At 47.8% G+C, this 22925-nt stretch carries 18 protein-coding genes and 1 pseudogene; 12 read left to right on the top strand and 7 right to left on the bottom strand.

The genetic code is table 11. The features are described 5' to 3' along the window. The first annotated feature begins 533 nt into the window (after positions 1–533). The 7 genes from rbsD (at position 534) to G5S52_RS20260 (ending at position 7430) form a co-directional block, all read left to right on the top strand. Positions 534–953, top strand: coding sequence for a D-ribose pyranase (rbsD, locus tag G5S52_RS20290; protein ID WP_165018018.1), 420 nt, complete (start codon positions 534–536; stop codon positions 951–953). Positions 954–968: 15 nt separating this feature from the next. Beyond that, positions 969–2492, top strand: coding sequence for a ribose ABC transporter ATP-binding protein RbsA (gene rbsA, locus G5S52_RS20285; protein WP_165018016.1), 1524 nt, complete (start codon positions 969–971; stop codon positions 2490–2492). Continuing rightward, positions 2489–3469, top strand: coding sequence for a ribose ABC transporter permease (rbsC, locus tag G5S52_RS20280; protein ID WP_165018013.1), 981 nt, complete (start codon positions 2489–2491; stop codon positions 3467–3469). The genes rbsA and rbsC overlap by 4 nt, the downstream gene beginning before the upstream one ends. Before the next feature lie 91 nt (positions 3470–3560). Next, positions 3561–4439: a ribose ABC transporter substrate-binding protein RbsB gene (gene rbsB, locus G5S52_RS20275; protein WP_165018010.1), complete on the top strand. Its 879-nt coding sequence runs from the start codon at positions 3561–3563 to the stop codon at positions 4437–4439. Between the two features lie 176 nt (positions 4440–4615). Next, positions 4616–5536, top strand: coding sequence for a ribokinase (rbsK, locus tag G5S52_RS20270; protein WP_165018007.1), 921 nt, complete (start codon positions 4616–4618; stop codon positions 5534–5536). 13 nt (positions 5537–5549) lie between these two features. Then, positions 5550–6566 carry a substrate-binding domain-containing protein gene (locus G5S52_RS20265; protein WP_165018004.1) on the top strand — a complete coding sequence of 339 codons (1017 nt, stop codon included), beginning with the start codon at positions 5550–5552 and terminating at the stop codon, positions 6564–6566. After that, positions 6567–7430 carry a patatin-like phospholipase family protein gene (locus tag G5S52_RS20260; protein WP_165018001.1) on the top strand — a complete coding sequence of 288 codons (864 nt, stop codon included), beginning with the start codon at positions 6567–6569 and terminating at the stop codon, positions 7428–7430. Between the two features lies 1 nt (position 7431). Here G5S52_RS20260 and G5S52_RS20255 read toward each other — a convergent pair whose 3' ends face one another. The 3 genes from G5S52_RS20255 to G5S52_RS20245 all read right to left on the bottom strand — a co-directional run bounded on the left by G5S52_RS20255 (position 7432) and on the right by G5S52_RS20245 (position 9525). Further along, positions 7432–7674, bottom strand: coding sequence for a hypothetical protein (locus G5S52_RS20255; protein ID WP_165017998.1), 243 nt, complete (start codon positions 7672–7674; stop codon positions 7432–7434). Between the two features lie 70 nt (positions 7675–7744). After that, positions 7745–8515, bottom strand: a complete 771-nt coding sequence (locus G5S52_RS20250; protein WP_165017995.1) for a nuclear transport factor 2 family protein — start codon at positions 8513–8515, stop codon at positions 7745–7747. Between the two features lie 86 nt (positions 8516–8601). Further along, the gene (locus tag G5S52_RS20245; protein ID WP_165017992.1) at positions 8602–9525 is read right to left on the bottom strand and encodes a LysR family transcriptional regulator; all 924 of its coding nucleotides are present in this window, start codon (positions 9523–9525) and stop codon (positions 8602–8604) included. 84 nt (positions 9526–9609) lie between these two features. Here G5S52_RS20245 and G5S52_RS20240 point away from each other — a divergent pair, with 84 nt between their 5' ends. The 3 genes from G5S52_RS20240 (at position 9610) to G5S52_RS20230 (ending at position 11598) form a co-directional block, all read left to right on the top strand. Further along, positions 9610–9831, top strand: coding sequence for a DUF2798 domain-containing protein (locus tag G5S52_RS20240; RefSeq protein WP_165017989.1), 222 nt, complete (start codon positions 9610–9612; stop codon positions 9829–9831). Between the two features lie 87 nt (positions 9832–9918). After that, a complete protein-coding gene (locus G5S52_RS20235) occupies positions 9919–11028 on the top strand; it encodes an agmatine deiminase family protein (protein ID WP_165017986.1) in 1110 nt (369 codons plus the stop codon). A 210-nt stretch (positions 11029–11238) separates the two neighbouring features. Continuing rightward, complete coding sequence (locus G5S52_RS20230; RefSeq protein WP_165017983.1) at positions 11239–11598, top strand: hypothetical protein; 360 nt, start codon at positions 11239–11241, stop codon at positions 11596–11598. Positions 11599–11648: 50 nt separating this feature from the next. On the opposite strand, the gene G5S52_RS20225 is transcribed toward G5S52_RS20230, so the two are convergent. The 4 genes from G5S52_RS20225 to G5S52_RS20210 all read right to left on the bottom strand — a co-directional run bounded on the left by G5S52_RS20225 (position 11649) and on the right by G5S52_RS20210 (position 16072). After that, positions 11649–11999: a hypothetical protein gene (locus tag G5S52_RS20225; protein ID WP_165017980.1), complete on the bottom strand. Its 351-nt coding sequence runs from the start codon at positions 11997–11999 to the stop codon at positions 11649–11651. 73 nt (positions 12000–12072) lie between these two features. Continuing rightward, positions 12073–12795, bottom strand: a complete 723-nt coding sequence (locus G5S52_RS20220; RefSeq protein ID WP_165017977.1) for a YebC/PmpR family DNA-binding transcriptional regulator — start codon at positions 12793–12795, stop codon at positions 12073–12075. 193 nt (positions 12796–12988) lie between these two features. Next, a complete protein-coding gene (locus tag G5S52_RS20215) occupies positions 12989–14557 on the bottom strand; it encodes a glycoside hydrolase family 16 protein (RefSeq protein WP_165017973.1) in 1569 nt (522 codons plus the stop codon). 96 nt (positions 14558–14653) lie between these two features. Beyond that, positions 14654–16072 (bottom strand): carbohydrate porin, encoded by a 1419-nt coding sequence (locus G5S52_RS20210; protein ID WP_165017970.1) that lies wholly within the window; start codon positions 16070–16072, stop codon positions 14654–14656. 629 nt (positions 16073–16701) lie between these two features. Between G5S52_RS20210 and G5S52_RS24070 the strand changes: the two genes are divergently transcribed. Both G5S52_RS24070 and G5S52_RS23640 read left to right on the top strand, forming a co-directional pair. After that, on the top strand, positions 16702–22020 hold the full coding sequence (locus G5S52_RS24070; protein ID WP_235956433.1) for a glycoside hydrolase family 17 protein: 5319 nt from the start codon (positions 16702–16704) through the stop codon (positions 22018–22020). Continuing rightward, positions 21959–22925 (top strand): annotated as a pseudogene (locus G5S52_RS23640) (hypothetical protein); the annotation flags it as partial. The gene G5S52_RS24070 and the pseudogene G5S52_RS23640, both read left to right, overlap by 62 nt.

The following is a 22925-nucleotide window of genomic DNA, read 5'->3' as shown; positions in this document are numbered from 1 at the left end:
TGAGTAGCGGTTTCGGCGGGTGATCGTATCCGTCTTCAGTGGGCATGGGTTTCGTCCTGTTGCTCACTGTGAAACATTGTGCTGCGCATTGACCTTTTATGGGTAAAGCCTTACTGCCTCAAGGTTCATCGTAAGGCGCTGCCAGCGGCTTCGGAGTTCTATAAGTGAGATGCGTTAATAAAATGTTTAACTTTTTTGATGCTATGTATTCGCTTTCTGTTGAAAGCGCTATCTAAGGCTTCTTTCCCTTTTAGCCGATTCAACCCCCCGTTCTTTGGCATCGTTTTTACTGTGTTCAACTTTGGACAACACGGCGTTTTCCGAGAGTACTGCTGACAGTGAGTCAGCTCAAATTTCCCTGCCCAAAAACCTAAAGATCAGAGATCAAAATCACGCCTGAATATTTATTGTAGAGACGCATCGAAACGTTTCGATTATTGTCAGCGAAACGTTTCGATGGCCGCTTTTTCAGCTTGATTCCCAAGAAAAGCTGGTGACCCATCGACAATTAGCCGCTGTTAGAAGGTTAAAGAATGAAAAAAAGTACCTTACTGAACTCTGATATCGCGCACCTGGTTTCTACGCTGGGCCACACCGATGAATACACCATTTGCGATGCTGGTTTACCCATTCCCCAACATGTCGCGCGCATAGATCTCGCGTTGACTCATGGCGTTCCAGGCTTTTTGGAGACGGTTCGTGTCGTGCTGACGGAGTCCCAAATTGAAGGGATTATCTTGGCAGAAGAGTTCGCAACAGTAAGCCGTGCTTGCCATGAAGCACTGATTCAGGAAATCCGAAACGAAGAAACGCGCAGCGGAAAATCGATTTCAATCCAATACCTTTCGCATGAGGAATTCAAAGAACGCACCAATGACAGTCATGCAGTGATTCGCACTGGTGAATGCACACCTTATGCGAACGTGATTTTTCAAGCTGGCGTGGTTTTCTAAACGCTTTGGATTTGAGTGAGACGAGGACATTCCTATGACTCAGCAATATTGCAACTCAGTGAGATTGAGAAAGCTTTTCCCGGCGTGAAAGCGCTGGATAAAGCCAGCCTCAACGTTTACCCAGGCCGTGTGATGGCGCTGATGGGAGAGAACGGTGCAGGTAAGTCGACGCTGATGAAAGTGCTGACTGGCATCCACGCGTTGGACGGTGGCTCGATTCATTACGAAGGCAAAGCTGCAGCATTCAAAGGCCCACGTGATTCGCAGCAGGCAGGTATCAGCATTATCCATCAGGAACTGAACCTGATCCCTGAACTGACGATTGCAGAGAACATTTACCTGGGCCGTGAATTCACTGGCCCATTCGGCCGCGTGCTTTGGGACAAGATGTACGCCGAAGCCGATAAATTGCTGGCACGACTGAACGTGAAACACAGCTCGAAAACCTTGTTGGGTGCGCTGAGTTTGGGCGAACAGCAAATGGTAGAGATTGCCAAAGCGCTGTCGTTTGAATCTAAGGTCATCATCATGGATGAACCAACAGATGCATTGACTGACACCGAAACAGAATCGCTGTTCAAGGTCATCAATGAGCTTCGGGACGAAGGCTGCGGCATTGTTTATATCTCTCACCGTCTGAAAGAAATCTTCACTATTTGCGATGACATTACTGTGCTGCGCGACGGCAAATTTATTGGTGAATGTCAGATGAAAGATATCGATGAAGATCGCCTGATTGAAATGATGGTGGGCCGCAAGCTGGAAGAGCAATATCCGCGTATTGCCGTGACCCATGGTGACACTTGTCTCGAAGTGAAAAACGTTTCCGGTGCGGGTGTGAAAGATGTCAGCTTCACCCTGAAGCGCGGCGAGATTCTCGGTGTGTCCGGCCTGATGGGCGCAGGCCGCACTGAACTGATGAAGGTGATATACGGCGCGCTTTCACGCGACGGCGGCGACATCATACTCAATGGCAAAACCGTTAACCCAATCAGCCCACGTGATGGATTGATTAACGGTATTGCTTACATCTCTGAAGATCGAAAAGGCGATGGCCTGATTCTGGGATTGTCGGTGAAGGAAAACATGTCGATTTGCTCTCTGGACAAGCTGAGCAAAGGTATGCAAATCCGCCACAACGACGAAGTCATGGCCGTCGACGATTTCATCCAACTCTTCAACATCAAAACGCCAACCCGGGAGCAGCTTATCGGCAATTTGTCTGGTGGTAACCAGCAGAAAGTCGCGATTGCCAAAGGCCTGATGACCAAGCCGCGCGTGCTTATCCTCGACGAGCCAACCCGCGGCGTTGATGTAGGTGCCAAGAAAGAAATTTATCAGCTAATCAACCGATTCAAAGCAGAAGGTATGAGCATCATTCTGGTTTCTTCCGATATGCCGGAAGTGCTTGGAATGAGTGACAGAATCATGGTGATGCACGAAGGCCGTATTACCGGGGAGTTCGATGCCAAAGATGCCGATCAAGAAACATTACTGGCCTGCGCTGTAGGTAAATACGTTAAGAAGGATGCAGCATGAATAGTAACGCCGTAACCCAATCAAAAGCTGAAGGTAAAAAGCTATTCAGCAAAGAGTGGTTGATAGAACAGAAATCTCTTATTGCGCTTCTGTTTCTGATTGTCGTGGTGTCGTTTTTAAACCCGAACTTCTTTACCGTCGACAACATCCTGAACATTCTTCGCCAGACGTCGATTAACGCGATTATTGCGGTAGGTATGACACTGGTGATCCTGACTGCAGGGATCGACCTGAGTGTGGGTTCAGTTCTCGCGTTATGTGGCGCATTTGCCGCAACACTGATTGCGATGGAAGTGCCTGTGCTGGTGGCAGTGCCAACCGCGCTCTTTGCTGGTGCGGTATTGGGTGCGATTTCCGGCATCATCATCGCCAAAGGCAAAGTGCAGGCGTTTATTGCCACGCTGGTCACCATGACACTGCTGCGCGGCGTGACCATGGTTTACACCGAAGGCCGTCCAATCTCTACCGGGTTTACTGATACCGCTGATGCATTTGCCTGGTTCGGTACTGGCTATGCACTGGGTATTCCGGTTCCAGTCTGGTTGATGGTGATTGTATTTGCAGCGGTCTGGTACTTGCTGAACCACACCCGTTTTGGTCGCTACATCTACGCGCTTGGTGGCAACGAATCTGCTACCCGCCTGTCCGGTATCGACGTGGACAAAGTGAAGATCGGTGCTTACGCCATTTGCGGCCTGTTGGCAGCGCTTGCAGGCATCATCGTGACCTCACGTCTTTCTTCAGCACAACCTACCGCAGGTATGGGCTACGAACTGGATGCGATTGCTGCAGTGGTGCTGGGTGGCACCAGTCTGATGGGCGGTAAAGGCCGCATCATGGGTACCCTCATTGGCGCGCTGATCATCGGCTTCCTGAATAACGCCCTGAACCTGCTGGACGTTTCCTCCTACTACCAAATGATTGCCAAAGCGACAGTGATTCTCGCAGCGGTCATGGTCGACAACAAAAACAAGTAACCCTACGAATCCAATATTAAACCAACGATTTACGTGTAGAACGCGCCAGTGTCCCCCTCGCTGGCGCATCAAAAACAAAAGGATGAAGACAATGAAAAAACTATCCATGCTTATCTCAGCCGCTCTGCTTTCCTCAACCGTTTCCGTGGCTGCACAAGCGCAAGACACCATGGCGATTGTTGTGTCTACACTGAACAACCCCTTCTTTGTCACTATGAAGGAAGGTGCAGAGAACAAAGCAAAAGAGCTGGGCTATGAGCTGATTGTTCTGGATTCCCAAAACGACCCGAGCAAAGAGCTTTCGAACGTGGAAGATCTAACCATTCGTGGTGTTAAAGCGATTCTTATCAACCCGACGGATTCCGCGGCAGTTTCTAACGCTATTCGCATTGCGAACCGCAGCGAAATCCCTGTTCTGACATTAGACCGTGGTGCACAGCGCGGCGAGGTGGTGAGCCATATTGCGTCTGACAACGTGGCTGGCGGTGAAATGGCAGGCAAGTTCATCATGGAGAAAGTGGGTGAGCAGGCCAAGGTCATTCAGTTGGAAGGTATTGCGGGTACATCAGCAGCGCGTGAACGTGGCGAAGGCTTCATGAAAGTGGTGGATGGCGGTTCAATGGAATTGCTTTCGAGCCAGCCTGCTGACTTTGACCGCACTAAAGGTCTGAACGTCATGGAAAACATGCTGGCAGCTAACCCGGATGTTCAGGCGGTATTCGCGCAGAATGATGAAATGGCATTGGGCGCATTACGTGCCGTGCAAGCGTCAGGCAAAGACGTAATGATTGTTGGCTTTGATGGCACCGATGACGGCATTGCAGCGGTAAAACGTGGCAAACTGGCAGCAACTATTGCTCAACAGCCTGAATTGATTGGTGCTATTGGTGTTGAAGTGGCAGATAAAATGCTGAAAGGCGAGCAGGTTCAGAAATCGATTCCTGTTCCATTGAAAGTGGTCACTCAGTAAGCCTAATAGGGAAAACCCCAGCCAGACCCTCCCTTGAAAAGGGGAGGGCGTATTAGTCCTCGGATTTTGAGGGGGAGTGCAGAACCGATTGCTTTAGATTCTTGATAAAGAGCCTAAATCACTCAGTTTTTTAGTACAACAATAAGGTCTCCCTGACGGAGGCTGAGGATAGCGCGATGAATAAGTTAGTGGTTTTAGGGAGCGTTAACGCAGACCATGTATTGCAGGTGCCTTCTTTTCCCCGTCCGGGTGAAACCCTGCATGGTCGCAATTATCAGGTTATCCCTGGTGGTAAAGGTGCAAACCAGGCGGTGGCTGCAGCGCGTTTGAAAGCTGATATCGGCTTTATTGCCTGCGTGGGCGACGACCCATTCGGCGTGAACATTCGCGAAAGTTTCAAGTGTGATGGCATCAATATCGGTGGCGTGAAAATGCAGGCAGATTGCCCAACAGGTATCGCCATGATTCAAGTCTCTGATAGCGGTGAAAACAGCATCTGTATCTCTGCAGAAGCTAACGCTAAATTGACGGCAGAAGCCATTGAACCAGAGCTTGAACGCATTCGACAGGCCGAATACTTGCTGATGCAATTGGAAACGCCGCTGGATGGTATCGAACTGGCTGCCCAAATTGCCAAGCGACATGACACCAAAGTGATCTTGAACCCTGCTCCAGCCCGCGAATTGCCTGAAAGCTTGTTGGCTTGCATCGATATCATCACGCCAAACGAAACAGAAGCAGAAGTGCTGACAGGCATGAAGGTGGAAGATGATGCTTCAGCAAAAGCGGCAGCGGACATATTGCATGGGAAAGGCATCGAAACCGTGATGATCACGTTGGGCGCGAAAGGTGTGTATGTCAGCCAGAATGGCGAAGGTCAAATCGTGCCAGGATTCCGTGTAGAAGCTACGGATACCACCGCAGCAGGCGACACTTTCAATGGTGCATTCGTGACTGGTCTAATGGAATCAATGCCTTTAGAATCAGCGATTAAGTTTGCTCACGCAGCAGCGGCAATCTCTGTAACACGTTTTGGTGCTCAGACTTCGATTCCAACTCGCGATGAAGTGGACGCATTCCTAAAAGAACATGCCTGATTAAGGAGAAGACATGGCGACAATGAAAGACATCGCGAAGTTAGCCGGTGTTTCAACCTCGACCGTTAGCCATGTCATCAACAAAACGCGCTTTGTCAGTGATGAGATTGCAGAGCGCGTGAATAACGCTGCGAAAGAACTCCGTTACACTGCGCCGTCTGCTTTGGCGCGCAGTTTCAAAACCAACCGCACCAACACCCTTGGCATGATTGTGACCACATCAACCAACCCTTTCTTTGGTGAGGTGGTAAAGGGTGTGGAACGAAGCTGCTATCACGCAGGCTACAACCTGATCCTCTGTAATACCGAAGGCGATGCCCAGCGCATGAAAGCCTCTATTGATACGCTGATGCAAAAGCGTGTCGACGGTTTCATCCTGATGTGTTCAACGCTTGAAGGGGAGTATTCCGAGATCCTTGAAAAGCTTCAATCCGTGCCTGTGGTGGTGATGGACTGGGGGCCAATCTCCCTGCCATGCGACAAGATTCAGGATAACTCCCTTCGTGGTGGCTATTTGGCGACCAAGCATCTTATCCAGCAAGGACATAGAGAAATTGGCTGCATCACTGGGCCTTTGGTTAAGCATCAGGCGCAAATGCGCTATCAGGGCTTCAAACGTGCTATGAAAGAGGCGGCTCTTAGCATCAACCCGAAATGGGTAGTGGAAGGCGATTTCGAATGTGAGGGTGGATATCTGGCTCTGGCAAAATTCCAGAACAGCGGTAAGTTGCCCTCCGCAATTTTCGCGGGTAACGACATGATGGCGATGGGACTTATTAACGCTGCCAACGAACAGGGGATTTCCGTTCCAGCAGATTTATCCGTGATGGGATACGATGACATCCACTTGGCGAAATACATGACGCCTTCGCTCACTACCGTTCATCAACCCAAGTATCGTCTCGGAAAAGCCGCGGTCGATGCTTTGATTCAACGCATCAGTGACAGTGGTAGCGAACCTCAGGTCGTAGAGTTAGAGCCAGCCGTCGTCGAGCGAGGTTCGGTAACGGAGTTTTTAGGAGAAAGGTAAATGGAGAAGGTTGGGAAGTCTGCACTCATTGTAGAAGGTGGCGCAATGCGCGGCGTGTTCTCGTGCGGCATTCTTGATTACTTCATGGAGAAAAACTTCTCGCCGTTCGACAGCTTCTGGGGTGTATCTGCAGGCGCCAGCAATCTGGCAGCGTACTTGGCTGATATGCCGGGAAGAAACCTGAAAATCTACCTAGATTACAGCCTTCGCAAAGAATTCCTGAGACCGGGTCAGTTCGCTATGGGTGGTGACTTAATGGATCTGGACTGGATGTGGGAAGTCACGCTGGAAGAGCTTGGTATCGACAAAGACGTTCTGAAAGCAGACCCAAGGCCGTTTTTTCTCGGTGTCACCCGGCAGGACAATGGCGAACCTGAGTACCATACACCAGACGTTGAAATGTTGGCTGAAACCATGAAAGCCAGCAGCGCGTTGCCGGTGATGTACCGACACGGTGTGGAACTGAATGGCGTGAGATACGTCGATGGTGGCGTGGCAGATGCAATTCCTGTTGCAGAAGCGATTCGTCGCGGGGCTACACAAATCATGGTGCTTCGGAGCCGTCCGGCAAGTTACAGAAAATCTGAGCCTAAATTCGACGCTTTAACTAAACATCTACTCAAAGATCATCCAGCATTGATAGCGCCGATGCTGACGCGACACATTCGTTACAACGAAACGCTTGAACTGATCGAACATCCGCCTGAAGGGGTGGAAGTTATTCAGATTTGCCCACCGGAAGATTTCAAATTGAAGCGCCTTAGTAGGGAAAAGGCGCCTCTTAAAAAGGCCTATTACCTGGGTTATGAATCAGGCAAAGAAGCCATGATGCGTTGGGATAAGCTTAGCCAGAATTCTCTCTGACTCAGTAATGGAAAACATGGTCTCGGCTTTCCGCGAATCCCTCGTAAACGTTTGAGAAACGCTTCGGTGCACTGACTTTCTTTTTCTTGGCCCGCTTTTTCACTGGGCGCATGTTCATGCTTTCTAAGCGAGCCAACTCTTTTGCGTGAAGCTCAGCCTGTTCAATAAACGTATTATCTTTCAAGGCTGCTTTACGGCTTTGGTTAACCCGTTCAAGCAACTGGTCAAACTCTTTCGTATTCATGAGCACCTCCAAATGATACTGTTTATATATACAGTATCATTTGGAATCTCAGTGTCGTCAAGTGTTTAAATCAGAACTTCCCATTCTGATTGTTCCAAATCTCACGCGGGGGGATTTCTTCCACGGTATCCCAATGTTCGACCACTTTTCCGTCTTCTAATCTGAACAGGTCATAAAAGGCGGCATGAACACCAGCGCGCAGGCCTTCGCAAGCAGTGAGTACAAAGTTACCTTCTGCAAAAGTGCGGTGTAGTGTTTGGTAATGAACATATGGCGAGCCATCAGGCTGATTTTTCAAGAGAGCTTGCTTTAGCGAGTTCAGATCATCACTGAGCTCAGGGCTATGTTCTTTATAATCAGTGGCATTGAAAAAGAGAGGAATCACATCGGGGTTTTGAGCTATCAATACTTGATTAACGAGATTGATGACGGTTTCGCGATTGGATTCGGTTTTCTCGAAATCAGTGACTTTTGTTGCGCCATCAATCATGCTTCGGCCAGAAGCATTGCTGGGCTGCTTGAGCTCTAAGTTGTCCCAATGCTCGACAGTTTTATCCCCTTCAAATCGGAATACTTCAAAACAGATTTTTATGCTGGAAAAGTCATACTCGGTATGGGCAAACACATAATCGCCATCTGAGAAAATGCGCAGAATCTCAACATGAGGGTTAGTCTTTGCCAGTTTCGCAAACAGCTCAGCTAACCCGACATCACCTTCCTTTGTCATAGGGTTGTGCTGTTTGTACTGGGTTTCATCGACAACTTTGACGGCTTCAGCATCGCCATGCTCAATGCCTTTCTTGAGGAGATCGTGAATCCATTGTTTGCGTTGCTCGCTCATTTCAATGCGTCCTTTCATTAGCGCCTTGTTTCCCCGAGTCTAGCCGTTAATGATTGCTTTTATTGCTTAAATTTTGATGCACAAAGTCAATTCCCCTTCGTGCCACCATGATAGGCGTCGGTGCCATATTTAATCGTCTTTGCAGCAGTGAGCAGGGCATCAACCAGCAAAGTCAGCGCGCGAGGCTGATGTTGACGCTCGCGATAAACCAAATAGGCGGTTCTGTCGGCTCGTGTATATTCCGGTAAAATCTCAACGAGCTTTTTATTGCCAAAGGTATGACGAAGAGGAAGAGACGAAACGCCAATACCTTGCTCCACAGCAGTAATCACTGCCGCTATGTCATTGACAACTAACTTGGGGCGTATAGCGATAGTGTGCTCAAGGTTCTGTTCGCGATATAGATTGATGTTCCAGACTTTATCTACGGCTATCCAATCTGCTTGCTTCAACGCTTCAACAGTTGCGATCTCACCATGTTTTTCGAGATAACTTTGGCTGGCAAAGAAGCCATGTCTGGCTGTAAAAAGTGGCCTGGCAATGAAGCTTTCAAGACCAGTTAGATCGAAAGTCATTAAGAGATCCCTATCTGTTGTCGGGATCTGCTGTTCTTGGCTTAAAATAATCTCAAGTTTTACCTTGGGATAATTCTCAAGGAATCGACTAATCACATCCCCAACAAACCCATGATAGAAGTTATTTGGCATGGTCACCTTGAGGTTGCCAAACACCTCGTTGCTATCTTGTAGAATTTGCTCAATCCCGGATTCAAGTTGCTCCATGCTGCTAATGAGTTGTTCATAAGCTCGCTTTCCTGACTCTGTCGCAACGAGCTCTCGTCCTCGCTTCTCCAGTAATCGAACATTGAGCCTTTTTTCCATCGCGCTGATCCGGCGAGACACAGTAGAAGCGGGTAAACCCAATGACTTACATGCCGAAAGCAGCGAGCCATCACGGATGATTTGGCAAAAGAGATAGAGATCGTCAATATTTCCAAAAATGGAATTCATGGTTCAAATTGTGCCTGTATATCTCGTTTATGGATTTATTTATCTTAAGTCCAAAGGCAAAAGCACAGCAAGTTTGAGGTGAGAATGGAAAGGAAACGTTTTTGGATAACAACAGCACTCAGCACATTAGTGATGGCAGTCACTATGTCTGGATTGATCTCCGGCTACAAAATGGGGTTTTCTGCTGATTGGCCCGAGGTCTGGGGGCAAAGTTTTGTGGTTGCTTGGCCGTGCGCATTTTTATTGAGTGTGACTGTGTTGCCGAAAGTCAGGGAGTTCTCGGAGTGGTTGGCGGAAGCAATTTAAACCTCAAAGATGACAGTTAGGCTTTTTTACGCAATATTTAGTTAACCCTCTGTATTTGATAGATATAAAGTTGATTGCACGCCTTTTATGATTTCTCGTCGACGATTTATTCAACAGGCTGGTGCAGCGGCACTCACGTTGCCTTTTGTTCCTGGCCTTCATGCAACAGAAATAACGCGCCCGAATCGTGCGGCTTGGATAATGCCTGATGAAGCGGCGCCTCACGAGCGCACATGGATGGCATTTGGGGCATCAGCGCAAATTTGGGGAGAGAGATTACTTCCTGCGGTTCAAAAAAATCTCGCGGACATTGCGCTGACGATTGCCAAATACGAATCCGTTTCCATGTTGGTACGAAAAGAGGATATGGAAATCGCTCGGGCCTTGATGGGAGACAAGGTTGATCTAATCGAAGGTCAACTCGACGATTTGTGGGCGAGAGATACTGCGCCATTATTCGTATTGAACGAGCAAGGTGACAAAGCTGCTGTCGATTTCAATTTCAATGGGTGGGGAAACGAGCAACAACATAGATTGGATGCTTCTGTGGCAAAGCAGATTGCCCGTCTTAGTCATACTCAACGTATTCAAGCGCGAATTGTTATGGAAGGTGGCTGCATAGAGGTAGACGGGCAGGGTACCGCTATTATTGCTGAAAGCTGTACTCTTAATGCAAACCGTAACCCTGGTATTTCTAAAGCCCAATTTGAAGATCTTCTGATGCCGCTTTTAGGGTTGGAAAAAATCATTTGGATCCCAGGAATACAAGGCCGCGACATCACAGATGGGCATACAGATTTTTACGCTCGATTTACTAGTCCAGGCAATGTGGTCGTTGGTATTGATACCTATCCAGAATCCTATGAATACGAGCTTACCCGAGAGCATTGGGAGATTTTGTCAGCAGCGACCGATGCACAAGGAAACAGGTTGAGCCTTCATGCTCTGGAAACGCCAGATACGATTCGTGAAGAGTTTGACAGCAAAGAGTTCGCAGCTGGCTATGTCGGTTTTTATGTTTGTAACCATGCAGTGCTCATGCAGGAGTTTGGTGACAAAACTGCGGATGCGAAAGCCAAAGCAACGATGGAGAGACTTTTCCCAGAACGCACTGTGGAGGCATTAAACGTAGATGCCATTGCTGCGGGCGGAGGCAGTATTCACTGTGCAACTCAGCAAGAGCCTCAGATAATCTAGTACCGTAAAACGTTTTCTCACAACCATTTGCTAGATTACTTTGCTATTGGAAATTTAGATACTGGAAGTGTAACTGATAAGGCCACTATTAATTGAGCGTTAAATTTGCCTAATTTCACAGACAAAAAAGATAACGGTGTAATGCATAGTATTTGATGGTGTGGGTTTGTATACAGGTGTTTATTGGAAAAATAAATATATACAAAGATCATGAAAATCAAATTTCAAAGAACGCTTGCTTCGCTGTTACTCCCTTTATCTGCCGTATTAAATCTCGCTAGTGCATCAGAAAATATCTGCACAAAACCAACTAAAATGTCTGATATCAGCGCTAAATGCGTCGTGACGGATAATTCCTATTGGATGCCTGATAAGTTAGTTATTAACTTGACTAGCGCATGTGCCGAACGTGTTTTTGTCAAAGCTTGTATGAAAAATGGAAATGATTGGGGAAGGTGGGAATGCAAAGCTATTCATCTTTCTAACAACCAAGTATGGGAATCGCAAATTAGCGCCGAATTGGTGTGGTACGAATGGGCTTGGGAAAAGGTAGAGCCGAAAGCGTGTTGATACGCGGGGTATTGGAAAGTAAAAAGCCAGAGCAGTGCTCTGGCTTTTTCTTAGCTGCGTTTAGGTTGCTTGTAAGTACGACCAGCTGCAGCGTAGGTATCGCGGTTCTTGATGTCGAACTGAGTGAAGAAGAACCAGGCGATAAATACAATCACATCATCGCCCACGTTCATCACATGCTCGACAAACTCTTGTTCTTCGCCTTGATCATTTTCTTCAGTGAAGACGTGATAAACACGGTTTTCACCTTCAATTTCTGCCAGAGCGAACTGTCCTGTTAGCGCGTTAGCTGCTTCAGCAACCGCCTCGTCTTCGCAGACTTTAAGCATATCGAGGGCTTCAGGAAGGCTGGCTTTTTCGCAAAGGGCTTTGACCAGCGCTTCAAAATCTTTATGTTCCATGGTGGAGCCTTAATGTAGTCAAAAAGTAAAATGCCCGGTCAAACCGGGCATTTCGAACGCAAACGTTGAGGAGTTACGCCTCGATTTCTGCGTTGTGGTATACGTTTTGTACGTCGTCACAGTCGTTCAGCATGTCCATAAACTTATCGAAAGTTGCAACATCGTCGCCGCTTACTGCAGTCATGGTTTGTGGAACGAAGGTGATTTCTTCAACGTCGATAGTGACTTCTGGCATTGATTCTGTCAGTGCGCTTTTCACTTTGAAGAATTCAGTGTGAGGTGCAAATACAGTAATTACGCCGTCTTCACATTCGATGTCAGTCACGTCAGCGTCTGCCATCATCAGCGCTTCCAGTACCGCTTCTTCGTCTTCACCAGCAAACTGGAATACAGCTTGGTGATCAAACATGTGAGCAACAGTACCTGGGCCACCAATCTTTGAGTTGGTTTTCACGAAGCACTGACGCACTTCCATATAGGTACGGTTGTTGTTGTCAGTTAGACAGTCAACGATCACTGAGCAACCGCCTGGGCCAAAACCTTCGTAGCGCGCAACTTCATAGTTTTCACCGCCGCCGCCAGCTGCTTTCTCGATAGCTTTGTCGATAACGTGCCCTGGCACCTGATCTTTTTTCGCTTTCTCGATTATGCGCTTAAGCGACAGGTTTGAATCTGGGTCGCCACCGCCGTTTTTCGCGATAACGTAGATTTCTTTACCGTACTTTGAGTACAGCTTAACTTTGGCGCCTTGTGTTTTCGCCATTGAAGCTTTACGAACTTCGAAACTGCGTCCCATGGGGAGTCACTCTCTTTGATATGCGTTTATTGAAGTGGCAGGGATTTTATCAATCACCCGCAGGGTATTTCCAGCACTAAAAGCGCGATATGGAAGGGTTTTGCTGAGTTTGATCAAGTCTTGTGCGGCTTACACAGCCTGATACAAAAGAAAAGGGAGGCATTCGCCTCCCTTTGGGTTTCAAGAAGAGGGACTATTTCTTCTCGTATCTAATGTTATCGAGCTGCAGAACCATTGGTCCTGTTGGCTCCATAACAAAGATATTCTTCAGGCCTTCAACATTCGCTTTCGCACCTGGTGCAAAACGGTTGCCGCTTTCAATCAGTTCAGCGAAGTTGATGCGAACCTCTGTCCATTGACCGAGTGGTGGCACTTCTACATCGATGTCACTCGATGCTGGCCAGCCGCTGTCGACACGAACAAGAATATTCGATTCTGGTGCTTTCTCTTCTACCAATAGGTCAAAGACCAGCTCACCACCTTGCATCCATTCACCCATATTGACTTCAGGTGATTCGAAGTAGAAGTTACCGATTTCACCAGTTTTCTTCATGGCTAGCACATCACCACGGCCTTCAACAGGCTTGGTTTCTGTGTAGATCTTGAACTGTGGATCGTACTCTTTCGAACGCAGGTGTTTGTCTGGCTTGTCACCAAATAGCACAAACTCTGGGCCCGTCGCGTAATCCGGACCTGGGATGATGATCTCAGGTGCAGGTGTACCCGCAATGAATTGCGCGGTGTCCTGAACAGTCGCACAACCTTTTCCAGTTACTCGGTCTTTTGAACATTCGTAGACGCGAACGTAATCGACTTCCATGGTTTGTGGGAAGATAGATGGGTCGATACCGCCTTCGTTAGCGTTCGACGCCCAAGAACCACCAATTGCGAGGTTCAGGATCATGTGGAAACGTTGGTTAAATGGTGCATCAGATTCACCGGTTACCCAGCGACCACCTTCTTTGTACTGGCTGTACCAGCCGTCAGAACGCTGTGTTGCGTAGTGGATATCATCGATATACCAACGCATTTCGTCCTTTTCCCACTCCAGAGAGTAAGTGTGGAAACCATCTGCAGGGTTTACGTGATTTGGAAGGTGATATTCCGCTGCGGTACTCACGTTATCCGGCCACTCACGACCATAGTGAATAGTACCGTGAATACGTGCTTCTTCTTTACCTGCTTCAGCGCCAAGTTCATCAGTGGCGGTTTTGAGGTTAACCGCTTCAACGATATCGATTTCACCAGAGGCTGCCCAACCGCCGTAAACGTAGTCAGTCGGCAACATCCAAATCGCTGGCCATGTACCCTGGCCAAATGGCAGTTTTGCACGAACTTCAAAGCGACCATACTTCCAATCGCCTTTGTTCATGGTACGCAAACGCGCAGAGGTAAAGGGTAGGGTCGCCATGTGACGGGTTTTACCCTCTGGGTCGGAAGGCCCAGTAAACTGGTAGTCACGAGCGACTATGTGCAGCTTGCCGTCTTCTACAAACGAGTTCACTTTACGATCGGTATAACACTGGCGTTCCGCGTTACCACCACCGTAACAGTTCTCTTCGTGGCTCCACTTCGATTTATCAATCGCATCGCCACTGAATTCATCATTCCAAACGAGTGTCCAGTCACTAGAAGGGCGAACCATCGGGGCACTGGTATCTGGGCCAGCAGTTACTGGCTGATAAACTTTCGACTCACAACCAGCTACAGCAGTTACTACTGCTGCAGCCACTAATGCGCGTCGATAAGGGAAATTAGTCATTATTGTATCCTTACACGTCGGCAATTCAGGTTAATTGCGCAATACATTCAAACACTTTCGGAGCTACCTTAAGCGTAGCCTTCTAAATCCAAAGGCTTACCAGTAGGCATCCGCCTGAATACCGAAGACAAAGTCATCGCTAAGTTTCACGTTTGGATCTGTTTCGTCGCCTGTTGTCCAAGACAGCGGCAGGTAAGTGGCGGTAAAGCGAATTTCTGCTGTAGACAAACCATCTGATAGTACAAAGGTTGGTGCTACAGTGACCTTTGATTGATGCCAAGTACCACCGTTTTGCGTGTTTTCGTAGTAACCCACTTCTGTTTGAACAATGAAGTTGTCTTTAACAGGGAAGATATTGCGCATCATGGTTGAGACCCAATAGTTGTAACCACCGTCTTCCCCCAAGTCATTGGTGCCTTCATCGTTGTATTGAGCTTGGATAGATGGGAAGAAACCTATCCCCTGACTATTGGTATAACCACCCCAAAGCAATACACGAGCGGAGAGTGCATCATCTTCACGGTGAGTGATCAAATAGTAAGGGTCTCCGTAGAAGTCTCCCCATTCTCCCTGATGGTAACCTTGAGTGAGCGAACCTGGGCGGAGTGCAGAATAGTCGGTGATAGTACTGCCGAGCAGATTACCAGAGCCTAAGCCCTGTCCCGCTTGTGCGATAGCATAGGAAAAGGCGTTACCTTTAAGGCCGAAGAAATCCAGCATGTGATAGATGGCCGTGACGTCATAACCTGTATCCGCCCATTCTTTTAGCTGGCCGGTGTTTTCTTGAGCACCCAATCCCCAGTTATCTGGTAGGTATTTATAGTTACCCATAACAGTCAATGCACCTAACTGATATGAAAGGTGGAAGGTGTGCATTGTGTTGTTTTGGTTGTCTCTTATTTGGTCTCTTAGATCATCTGGTATAAAAGCGTCATTTAACGTTTTGTCTACATCTGAGTTTGTGGTGAAAGCAGCGTCTAGATAATCATCATAATCACCAAATTTTAGGCTTGTTCCTCTGTCGCTTGAGATATAAGCAACATCTATAAAGCCATCACCTACTTCATAGTCCTGAATACCCACACCAATCCCTTCGAGGTCGGTATAGAAGAAATCGGTCATGAAGATGTAGTTTTCTTCGCCGATCTTCCGCTTGCCCGCCCAAAGAGTACCCGAATCAGTAACTCCATCCATTTCCAAGAAGCCGATAAGGTCGTCAAACTCAGTATCACCAACGCCTATGTTTATTCGAAGTTGCTGAGTTTCACCTATATCAGTAATTGTGGTGAAGCCGAAGTTACCGTCGTTGTCGGACTCAAGTCCGAGTCTTCCCAGAAATTCTTTCTGGCCTCCGATATCTGCTTTTTTAAAGTCGTTTTCTTTGCTGGCGAAAAAGCCCGCACGGAAATAACCGTGAAACTCGACCTCATCTATGATGGCTGCATTGGCAGTTGGTGTACTCGAAAGTACTGCCAAAACGCTAGCAATCGCCATCGACATTCTGGACTTGTTCATTCTCACTCCGTAAGAGGTTAGGTTACTCCTAAAGAAAGCGCTTTCTTTTTGATTTTCATAAGTGTCTGAAATTACTGCCTTACTATAGGGCACCAACAATATAATAAAGTCCTATAAATTTCAGTTTTGACTAGAAAAGTTGACCTCATGCACGTAAAGATGACCAAGTCTTCACCGAGTTTGATTGAAGAAACCGCTAGTCAAAATAGACACTATTCACGAGTTTGTGTAACTGCAAACTATGAAGCAGTAAAACATCGATTCATTCACATTATTTTTACATTTGAATTCAAAATCCAGTGCCTATGCAGCTTGTTTGTTATTGAATGGCTGCTTTTCTTACATAAAGACCTGGGTGTTTCATAAATGATACTTTAAGTTGCATTGCACAAATCTAAGTGATCAATCAGGCCTAATTGCCATCAAAATTCATCAAACTATTGTGTTGAACCATTGGTTAACAATATTTTTACATTATGCGCAAAGTTTAAGCGTTGGAAATTAGGCCGGGTACGAACGGCTTAATTTTGACCATTACATGAAAGCGCTTTCTTTATTGGTTCGGCACCTATCACAAAGCAAGATTTCTCGGCCTTTGCAGGGATCTCTTAAATACAGCGGCGATGACCATGAAGCCTCTGTTGGATGTAGGATTCAAAATTACGGACGGCATGATGAAAAACTTCTTAGCTAAAACCCTTCTACTCGCGTCCGTCGCGCTGAGTGGTTGTGGAGGTGGGGGTGATGAACCACCGAAAGGTGAGTCAATCGTTGGTGATAGCACCAAAACTCCCCAATCTTATATTATCCACGGCACAGATGGTCTTAACGCTAGCTTGAATCTGGCTGCTTTCGGATGGGAGCGAGACGATAAGACTGATCTTACTGGTTTCGTAGGTGCTACCAGCGACGCTATCGTGGTTCTTGCTCCACCTTTTGAAGGGGGGGGCGGTAACGCTGAGACTTGGGGTTGGGGTGGTTCGGTCGCTACGACCGACGACACCTCAGTAGAAGGTGCTACCAGGAAAGGCGCTTTGGACTTAAGTGGTTACGAAAATGGTTACCTCACTTTTGAAATTGCCGGTAATTTAACTCAGCCTATCACTGTAGGCTTTATTACAGGTAAACCGGCTGATGACCCAGAAGCGATTGGTGCTGACAATACCCGTCCAACTACCGAAAATGGAGTGGTGATTGAGCCATTACCGGATGGAGCTGTTCCTCAGTCTGACAAGAGGTATTTCTCTGAAGCTTGGCAATCCTACACCATCGCCATTTCTGAGTTGATCAATGGAAAGAACATTGATTACACGGATATCACTTCTCCACTCTTCTTCAAAGGTACGGGTAACGAGAATGTTGCTGGCTTAGGACTTGCAGTTCGTCGAGTAGCATTTGCGAAAACGAAAGAAGATATCCCTACTTTCGTCCAGCAATTTGCTCAGGGTCCGATTACTTCCCGTGGTGTGATCTACTCTAACGAAGCTAACAGCAACCTTTCTTTTAGCTTCTGGGGTGACACTTGGGGTAGTGGTACCACAGTTACATCGGTAACCGACTCAACTTATCCTGATACTCTAGAGCTGGTTAGTGGCACCGGTTGGGAAGGAACAGACAATGCGGCTATTGCTTGGGGTAACGACGATGCTAATGCAATAGATACATCTGAATACACCTCTTTGCGATTCAAAATTAACACATCAGATTATCTGTCTTTCAGAACGTCAGTGGGATCAGTGACTCGCGGAGCAAACAACAATCTCGAAACATCATTCGATTTTGCAGACTACAGCACGCCTTTGGAAAATGGCTGGGTACAGGTCGAGGTGCCATTTGAAGGCGCAACAGATATGACTTGGCTTGGTCTGATTTTCCCAGATGAAGCGGGAACACTTCTGATCACAGATATTGAGATGGTAGCTCGCGCAAAATCTGACGGTGGTAATGACGGCGGCACCGATGGTGGTACTGACGGCGGCACCGATGGTGGCACTGACGGCGGCACCGATGGTGGCACTGACGGCGGTAGTGGTTTTGCTACAGCGCCAGAGCTAGCAGCTCAACCAGCACCGACCGGTAGTTACCCTGTATCAAGTGTGACCAATGGTGATGCACCAGGTCAGCCAGTACTGGGGACTGCTGAACTCCCAGCTATTTCTTACGGTGCATTCCGCACTACTGAGCGCACAGAAGCTAACGTACCAAGCGTTGAAGATCTGAAAGAAGACTTGAAGATCATGCATGCATCTGGTGTTCGTATGCTTCGTACCTACAACACACAAGGTTTCTCTGACACTGAGAACCTGTTGATGGCGATTAGCCAGCTACAGCAAGACGATCCAAGCTTCGAAATGAATGTGATGCTTGGCGTTTGGATCTCTGCCCTCAATGCTTTCTCTGATCAACCAATTGATCACTCTCAAGAAAGCCCTGAAAACCAGGCTGAAATGGACAAAGCTGTTGAGTTTGCTCAGGCGTATCCAAACATTATCAAAGTGATTGCTGTTGGTAATGAAGCAATGGTTGAGTGGGCGAGCAGCTACCGTGTAGAACCTCGTATCATTCTGAACCGTGTCAATGAGCTTCAAGCATTGAAAGCGAACGGCACCATTAATGAAAATATTTGGATCACAAGCTCAGAAAACTGGGCGGTTTGGGCGATCAACAACGATTACTACCGTGGTCATGAAGCAGACATTAAAGCATTAATGCAAGCGGTTGATTACGCGTCTGTTCACGTCTATCCGTTCCACGATACGCAATTTGACCCAGAGTTCTGGCGAGTACCTGTTGAAGAGCAGTCTCTAAGTCGTCAAGAACAAGCTGATAAAGCAATGATCCGCGCGTTTAATATGGCATTGACTCAGTTCAAAGCCGCGCAGGACAGTGTCTTGGCAGTTGATGGCACAAAACAGGTTCACATCGGTGAAACCGGTTGGTCAACGCTATCCAGCGAAGCTTATGGTGCTGGTGGTACCGGTGCTGCAGATGAGTACAAACAGAAAGAGTACTTTGATGCAATGACTGCTTGGGCAGCTGAATATGGCGCGTCTGTGTTCTTCTTCCAAGCATTTGATGAGCCTTGGAAAGGTGATTCAAGCAACCCGAGCCACTCAGAGCAGCACTTTGGTCTGGTCGATATTAACGGTAACGCGAAATACGCTATCTGGGATTTGGTTGATGCAGGTGTCTTCGACGGTATTACCCGTGGTGGCAACCCAATCGTTAAATCTAACGGCGGCAACGCACAAACTGTTATTGACGGCATCTTACCTATCCCTTACGCATTCAATGCGGGCGGCGCAATTGAAGGCGATGAATACACGATTCACAACGGATCATTGAATTCAAACCTGACTGCAGTTGCATGGGAAAACACTGCTTGGCTTGCAGATAACTCAAACAGCCAAGTGCTTGAATTAACAACACCTCCAACGGCTGGTGTGGCAAAAGATTGGGGTTGGGGGGCAAGTACTGCAGTATCCGGCAGCTCTGGTCAAAATCTGACTGGTTTTGAAACTGGTTACTTGATGTTCGACATCAAAGGCACGACGACGACTGCTATCAACATTGGTTTCCAGACTGGTGTATTTGGAGACAATACACGTCCGCAAACCAGCAACAGCGTTGTCTTTGGTCCTGGTGGTTACTCAGTCACAACAGATTGGCAGTCTTACGCTATTCCAGTTACTGAACTGACAAGCGGAACATCACCTGACTTCACTGATGTAACATCACCAATTTTCTTCCAAGGTACTTCTGACGACGGCGGCGTGCTGGAATTGCGTAATGTTCGTTTCAGCAAGACCGGTGAGGATAATGGTGGTAGCACAGGCGGTGGTACTGACGGCGGTGCAACTGGTGAGGTTATTGACCAAGCGTACATTGCATACAGTGGTCAAGAAGACACCTTTGCGATGGAATTCTGGGGTGATACCTGGGGCAGTGGCACTACTTATCAGCAAATTACCGGCGAAGACTATGCCAAGACATTTGAACTGACCAGTGGTTCTGACTGGGGCGCACCAAATATCGCTATCGCGTGGGGTAATCAAGATGCCAACGCTATCGATATCAGTAGCTACACTCACGCACGTTTCAAAGTCAAAACCACGGATTTCACCAGCGTTGATGTGTCAGTGCAAAGCGCTACACAAAGTGAAGTGAAAACGAATCATCAATTGACTGATGGCACTGCGCTGGCAAATGGTTGGGTGGAAATGGAAGTTGCACTTCCAGATTTCACTGACATGACTTGGTTCGGCATCCTGTTCGTGGGCGAGGGTACGGCGCTGATTGCCGATGTTGAATTCATCGAACGTGGTCAAGCAACATCCCCTACGAATGAGTCCGCTTTCATTGCGTACAGTGGACAAGACGACACTTTCTCTATGGAGTTTTGGGGTGACAACTGGGGTAGCGGTGCTGTATTGGCTGACCTCAGCAACGCGCCATATTCCAAAGCATTTACTGTGACTAGCGGTAGTGAATGGGGTGCTGATGCTGCAGCAGTAGCTTGGGGTAACCAAGATGCAAATGCAGTAGATGCCTCTGCTTATTCTTACCTGCGCTTCAAAGTGCAGTCAGATGACTATTCTGCAGTAGAGATTTCATTCCAGAGCGCAACTCAGGACGAAGTTAAAAACACTTATAACTTCTCAAGTGGCGAAGATCTGGGTAATGGCTGGATCCAAATGGAAGTGCCTTTCCCTGCATTCTCAGACATGACCTGGATTGGCTTAATCTTCAACGGTGCAGGCTCAGTAAACTTTGCTGATGTCGTACTGGTTTCTGTGAGTGGATCTGATGGTAACACTGACGGCGGTACCGATGGTGGAACAGACGGTGGCACTGATGGTGGTACAGACGGTGGTTCTGGCTCTACCGAAACTGGTTACATTCTGTACACCGGCCAAGACGCTACTGTAACCTTTGAAGATGTGCAAGCATGGAATGGGGCAACCATCGATAGTGTTACAGGTGGTACTTACGACCCTGCTCTTAGCCTGACTGTGACAGACGGGTGGGGAGCACTGGCGTGGGTAAACAACTCATCACCTATCGATCTTACTCCTTATACTCATGCAGTATTCAAAGTACTGACTGATTCCGAACAAGTTCGTGTATCAATCATCAGTGAAAGTGAAGGTGAGAGTGCGAATGATTATGCACTCTCGACAGGCACCGCTTTGTCTGGTGGCTGGGTACAGATGACTGTCCCTCTACCTGACTATACAGACATGACAACATTTGCTGTTGTATTGGGAGAAAACGGTACACTACAAATCGCTGATGTTGCGTTTGTGAATAATGGTGGCGGTAATACTACGCCTCCAGAAACCGCGTACATCATGTACACAGGTCAGCAACCCAATATTCAGTTTGATGATGTTCAATCATGGAACGATGCAGGTATTCAAAGCATGACGGGTGGTACTTACGACCCTGCGCTTGAACTCACTGCTACCAATGGTTGGGGAGCGCTGGCATGGGTGAGCAACATCAACCCATTAGACATTACTCCATACACACATGCGCAATTCAAAGTACAGACAAGTCTGGACCAAATTCGTCTGTCAATTCTAAGCCAGACTGACGGTGAGAGTGTCAGTGATTATGCTCTCTCTACAGGTACTGACCTAGGTAATGGTTGGGTACAGATGACAGTACCTTTGCCTGCCTATACAGATATGACGACGTTCGCTGTCGTGCTTACTCAAAATGGTTCACTGCAAATTGCAGATGTTGCATTTGTAAACAATGGCGGCAATACAACAGCTCCAGAAACTGGGTATGTTGTCTACACTGGCCAACAGACCAATATCGCCTTTGACGATGTGCAATCTTGGAATGAGTCTGGCATCGAAAACATCACAGGTGGAACGTATGATCCTGTGCTCGAAGTCACGGCAACTAATGGGTTGGGGCGCGATCGCGTGGGTAAGTAATCTCAACCCTGTCGATATCTCGTCATATACACATGCGCAGTTCAAGGTTCAAACAGATCTTGAGCAAGTTCGTGTGGCTATCACCAGCCTGAGCCAAGGCGAAAACGCAAATGATTACTTGCTTTCGTCTGGCACTGCCTTGGATGGTGGTTGGGTTCAAATGGAAATTCCATTGCCTGACTTTGACGATATGACCATTTTCGCCATGGTATTGGGAGAGAATGGAACTATTCAACTGGCTGATATTGCGTTTGTAAACAATACCGATGGTGGTACCGACGGCGGCACCGATGGTGGCACTGACGGCGGCACCGATGGTGGCACTGACGGCGGCACCGATACGACAAGCGAAGTGGGTTATCTGTTCTACACCGGTCAAGAATCTAATCTGAGTATTGAATTCTGGGGTGACAACTGGGGCAGTGGTTCTAGCTTCACCGAAGTCACAGGCGGTACTTATAGCCCGGCGTTTGAAATTACTCACGGCTCAAACTGGGGCGGAGACTTCGGTGTGATGGCATGGGGTAACGATGCAGCGAATGCTATCGATATCTCTGGCTACACCCATGCACGTTTCAAGGTATTGCCAAATGCGTACACAGACGTAGAAGTCTCGATTCAAAGTGCGACTCAGCCAGAAGACAAAAACCAGTATTCGCTATCAGCAGGTACCGCACTTGCTGATGGTTGGGTACAAATGGAAGTGCCTGTTCCATCATTCACAGACATGACCTGGTTTGGTTTGATTTTCCACGGTACTGGCACCATGCAGGTTGCCGACATCGAGTTTGTGAATACAACGACAGGCGGCGGTACTGACGGCGGCACCGATGGCGGTACTGACGGCGGCACTGACGGCGGCACCGATGGTGGCACTGACGGCGGCACCGATGGTGGTACTGACG

The sequence above is a fragment of the Grimontia sedimenti genome, assembly GCF_011045095.1.
Taxonomy (GTDB): Bacteria; Pseudomonadota; Gammaproteobacteria; order Enterobacterales; family Vibrionaceae; genus Enterovibrio; species Enterovibrio sedimenti.
Note: the sequence above shows the minus strand (reverse complement) of the source record. Positions and strands in the feature narration are given on the sequence as shown.

Coding starts and splice junctions, on each gene's coding strand:
- G5S52_RS20250 (WP_165017995.1), bottom strand. CDS start 8,515: ATGAGCGAGCAACGCAAACAATGGATTCACGATCTCCTCAAGAAAGGC.
- G5S52_RS20235 (WP_165017986.1), top strand. CDS start 9,919: ATGATTTCTCGTCGACGATTTATTCAACAGGCTGGTGCAGCGGCACTC.
- rbsD (WP_165018018.1), top strand. CDS start 534: ATGAAAAAAAGTACCTTACTGAACTCTGATATCGCGCACCTGGTTTCT.
- rbsB (WP_165018010.1), top strand. CDS start 3,561: ATGAAAAAACTATCCATGCTTATCTCAGCCGCTCTGCTTTCCTCAACC.
- rbsK (WP_165018007.1), top strand. CDS start 4,616: ATGAATAAGTTAGTGGTTTTAGGGAGCGTTAACGCAGACCATGTATTG.
- G5S52_RS20260 (WP_165018001.1), top strand. CDS start 6,567: ATGGAGAAGGTTGGGAAGTCTGCACTCATTGTAGAAGGTGGCGCAATG.
- G5S52_RS24070 (WP_235956433.1), top strand. CDS start 16,702: ATGAAGCCTCTGTTGGATGTAGGATTCAAAATTACGGACGGCATGATG.
- G5S52_RS20240 (WP_165017989.1), top strand. CDS start 9,610: ATGGAAAGGAAACGTTTTTGGATAACAACAGCACTCAGCACATTAGTG.
- G5S52_RS20265 (WP_165018004.1), top strand. CDS start 5,550: ATGGCGACAATGAAAGACATCGCGAAGTTAGCCGGTGTTTCAACCTCG.
- G5S52_RS20215 (WP_165017973.1), bottom strand. CDS start 14,557: ATGACTAATTTCCCTTATCGACGCGCATTAGTGGCTGCAGCAGTAGTA.
- G5S52_RS20210 (WP_165017970.1), bottom strand. CDS start 16,072: ATGAACAAGTCCAGAATGTCGATGGCGATTGCTAGCGTTTTGGCAGTA.
- G5S52_RS20255 (WP_165017998.1), bottom strand. CDS start 7,674: ATGAATACGAAAGAGTTTGACCAGTTGCTTGAACGGGTTAACCAAAGC.
- G5S52_RS20225 (WP_165017980.1), bottom strand. CDS start 11,999: ATGGAACATAAAGATTTTGAAGCGCTGGTCAAAGCCCTTTGCGAAAAA.
- G5S52_RS20245 (WP_165017992.1), bottom strand. CDS start 9,525: ATGAATTCCATTTTTGGAAATATTGACGATCTCTATCTCTTTTGCCAA.
- G5S52_RS20230 (WP_165017983.1), top strand. CDS start 11,239: ATGAAAATCAAATTTCAAAGAACGCTTGCTTCGCTGTTACTCCCTTTA.
- rbsC (WP_165018013.1), top strand. CDS start 2,489: ATGAATAGTAACGCCGTAACCCAATCAAAAGCTGAAGGTAAAAAGCTA.
- G5S52_RS20220 (WP_165017977.1), bottom strand. CDS start 12,795: ATGGGACGCAGTTTCGAAGTTCGTAAAGCTTCAATGGCGAAAACACAA.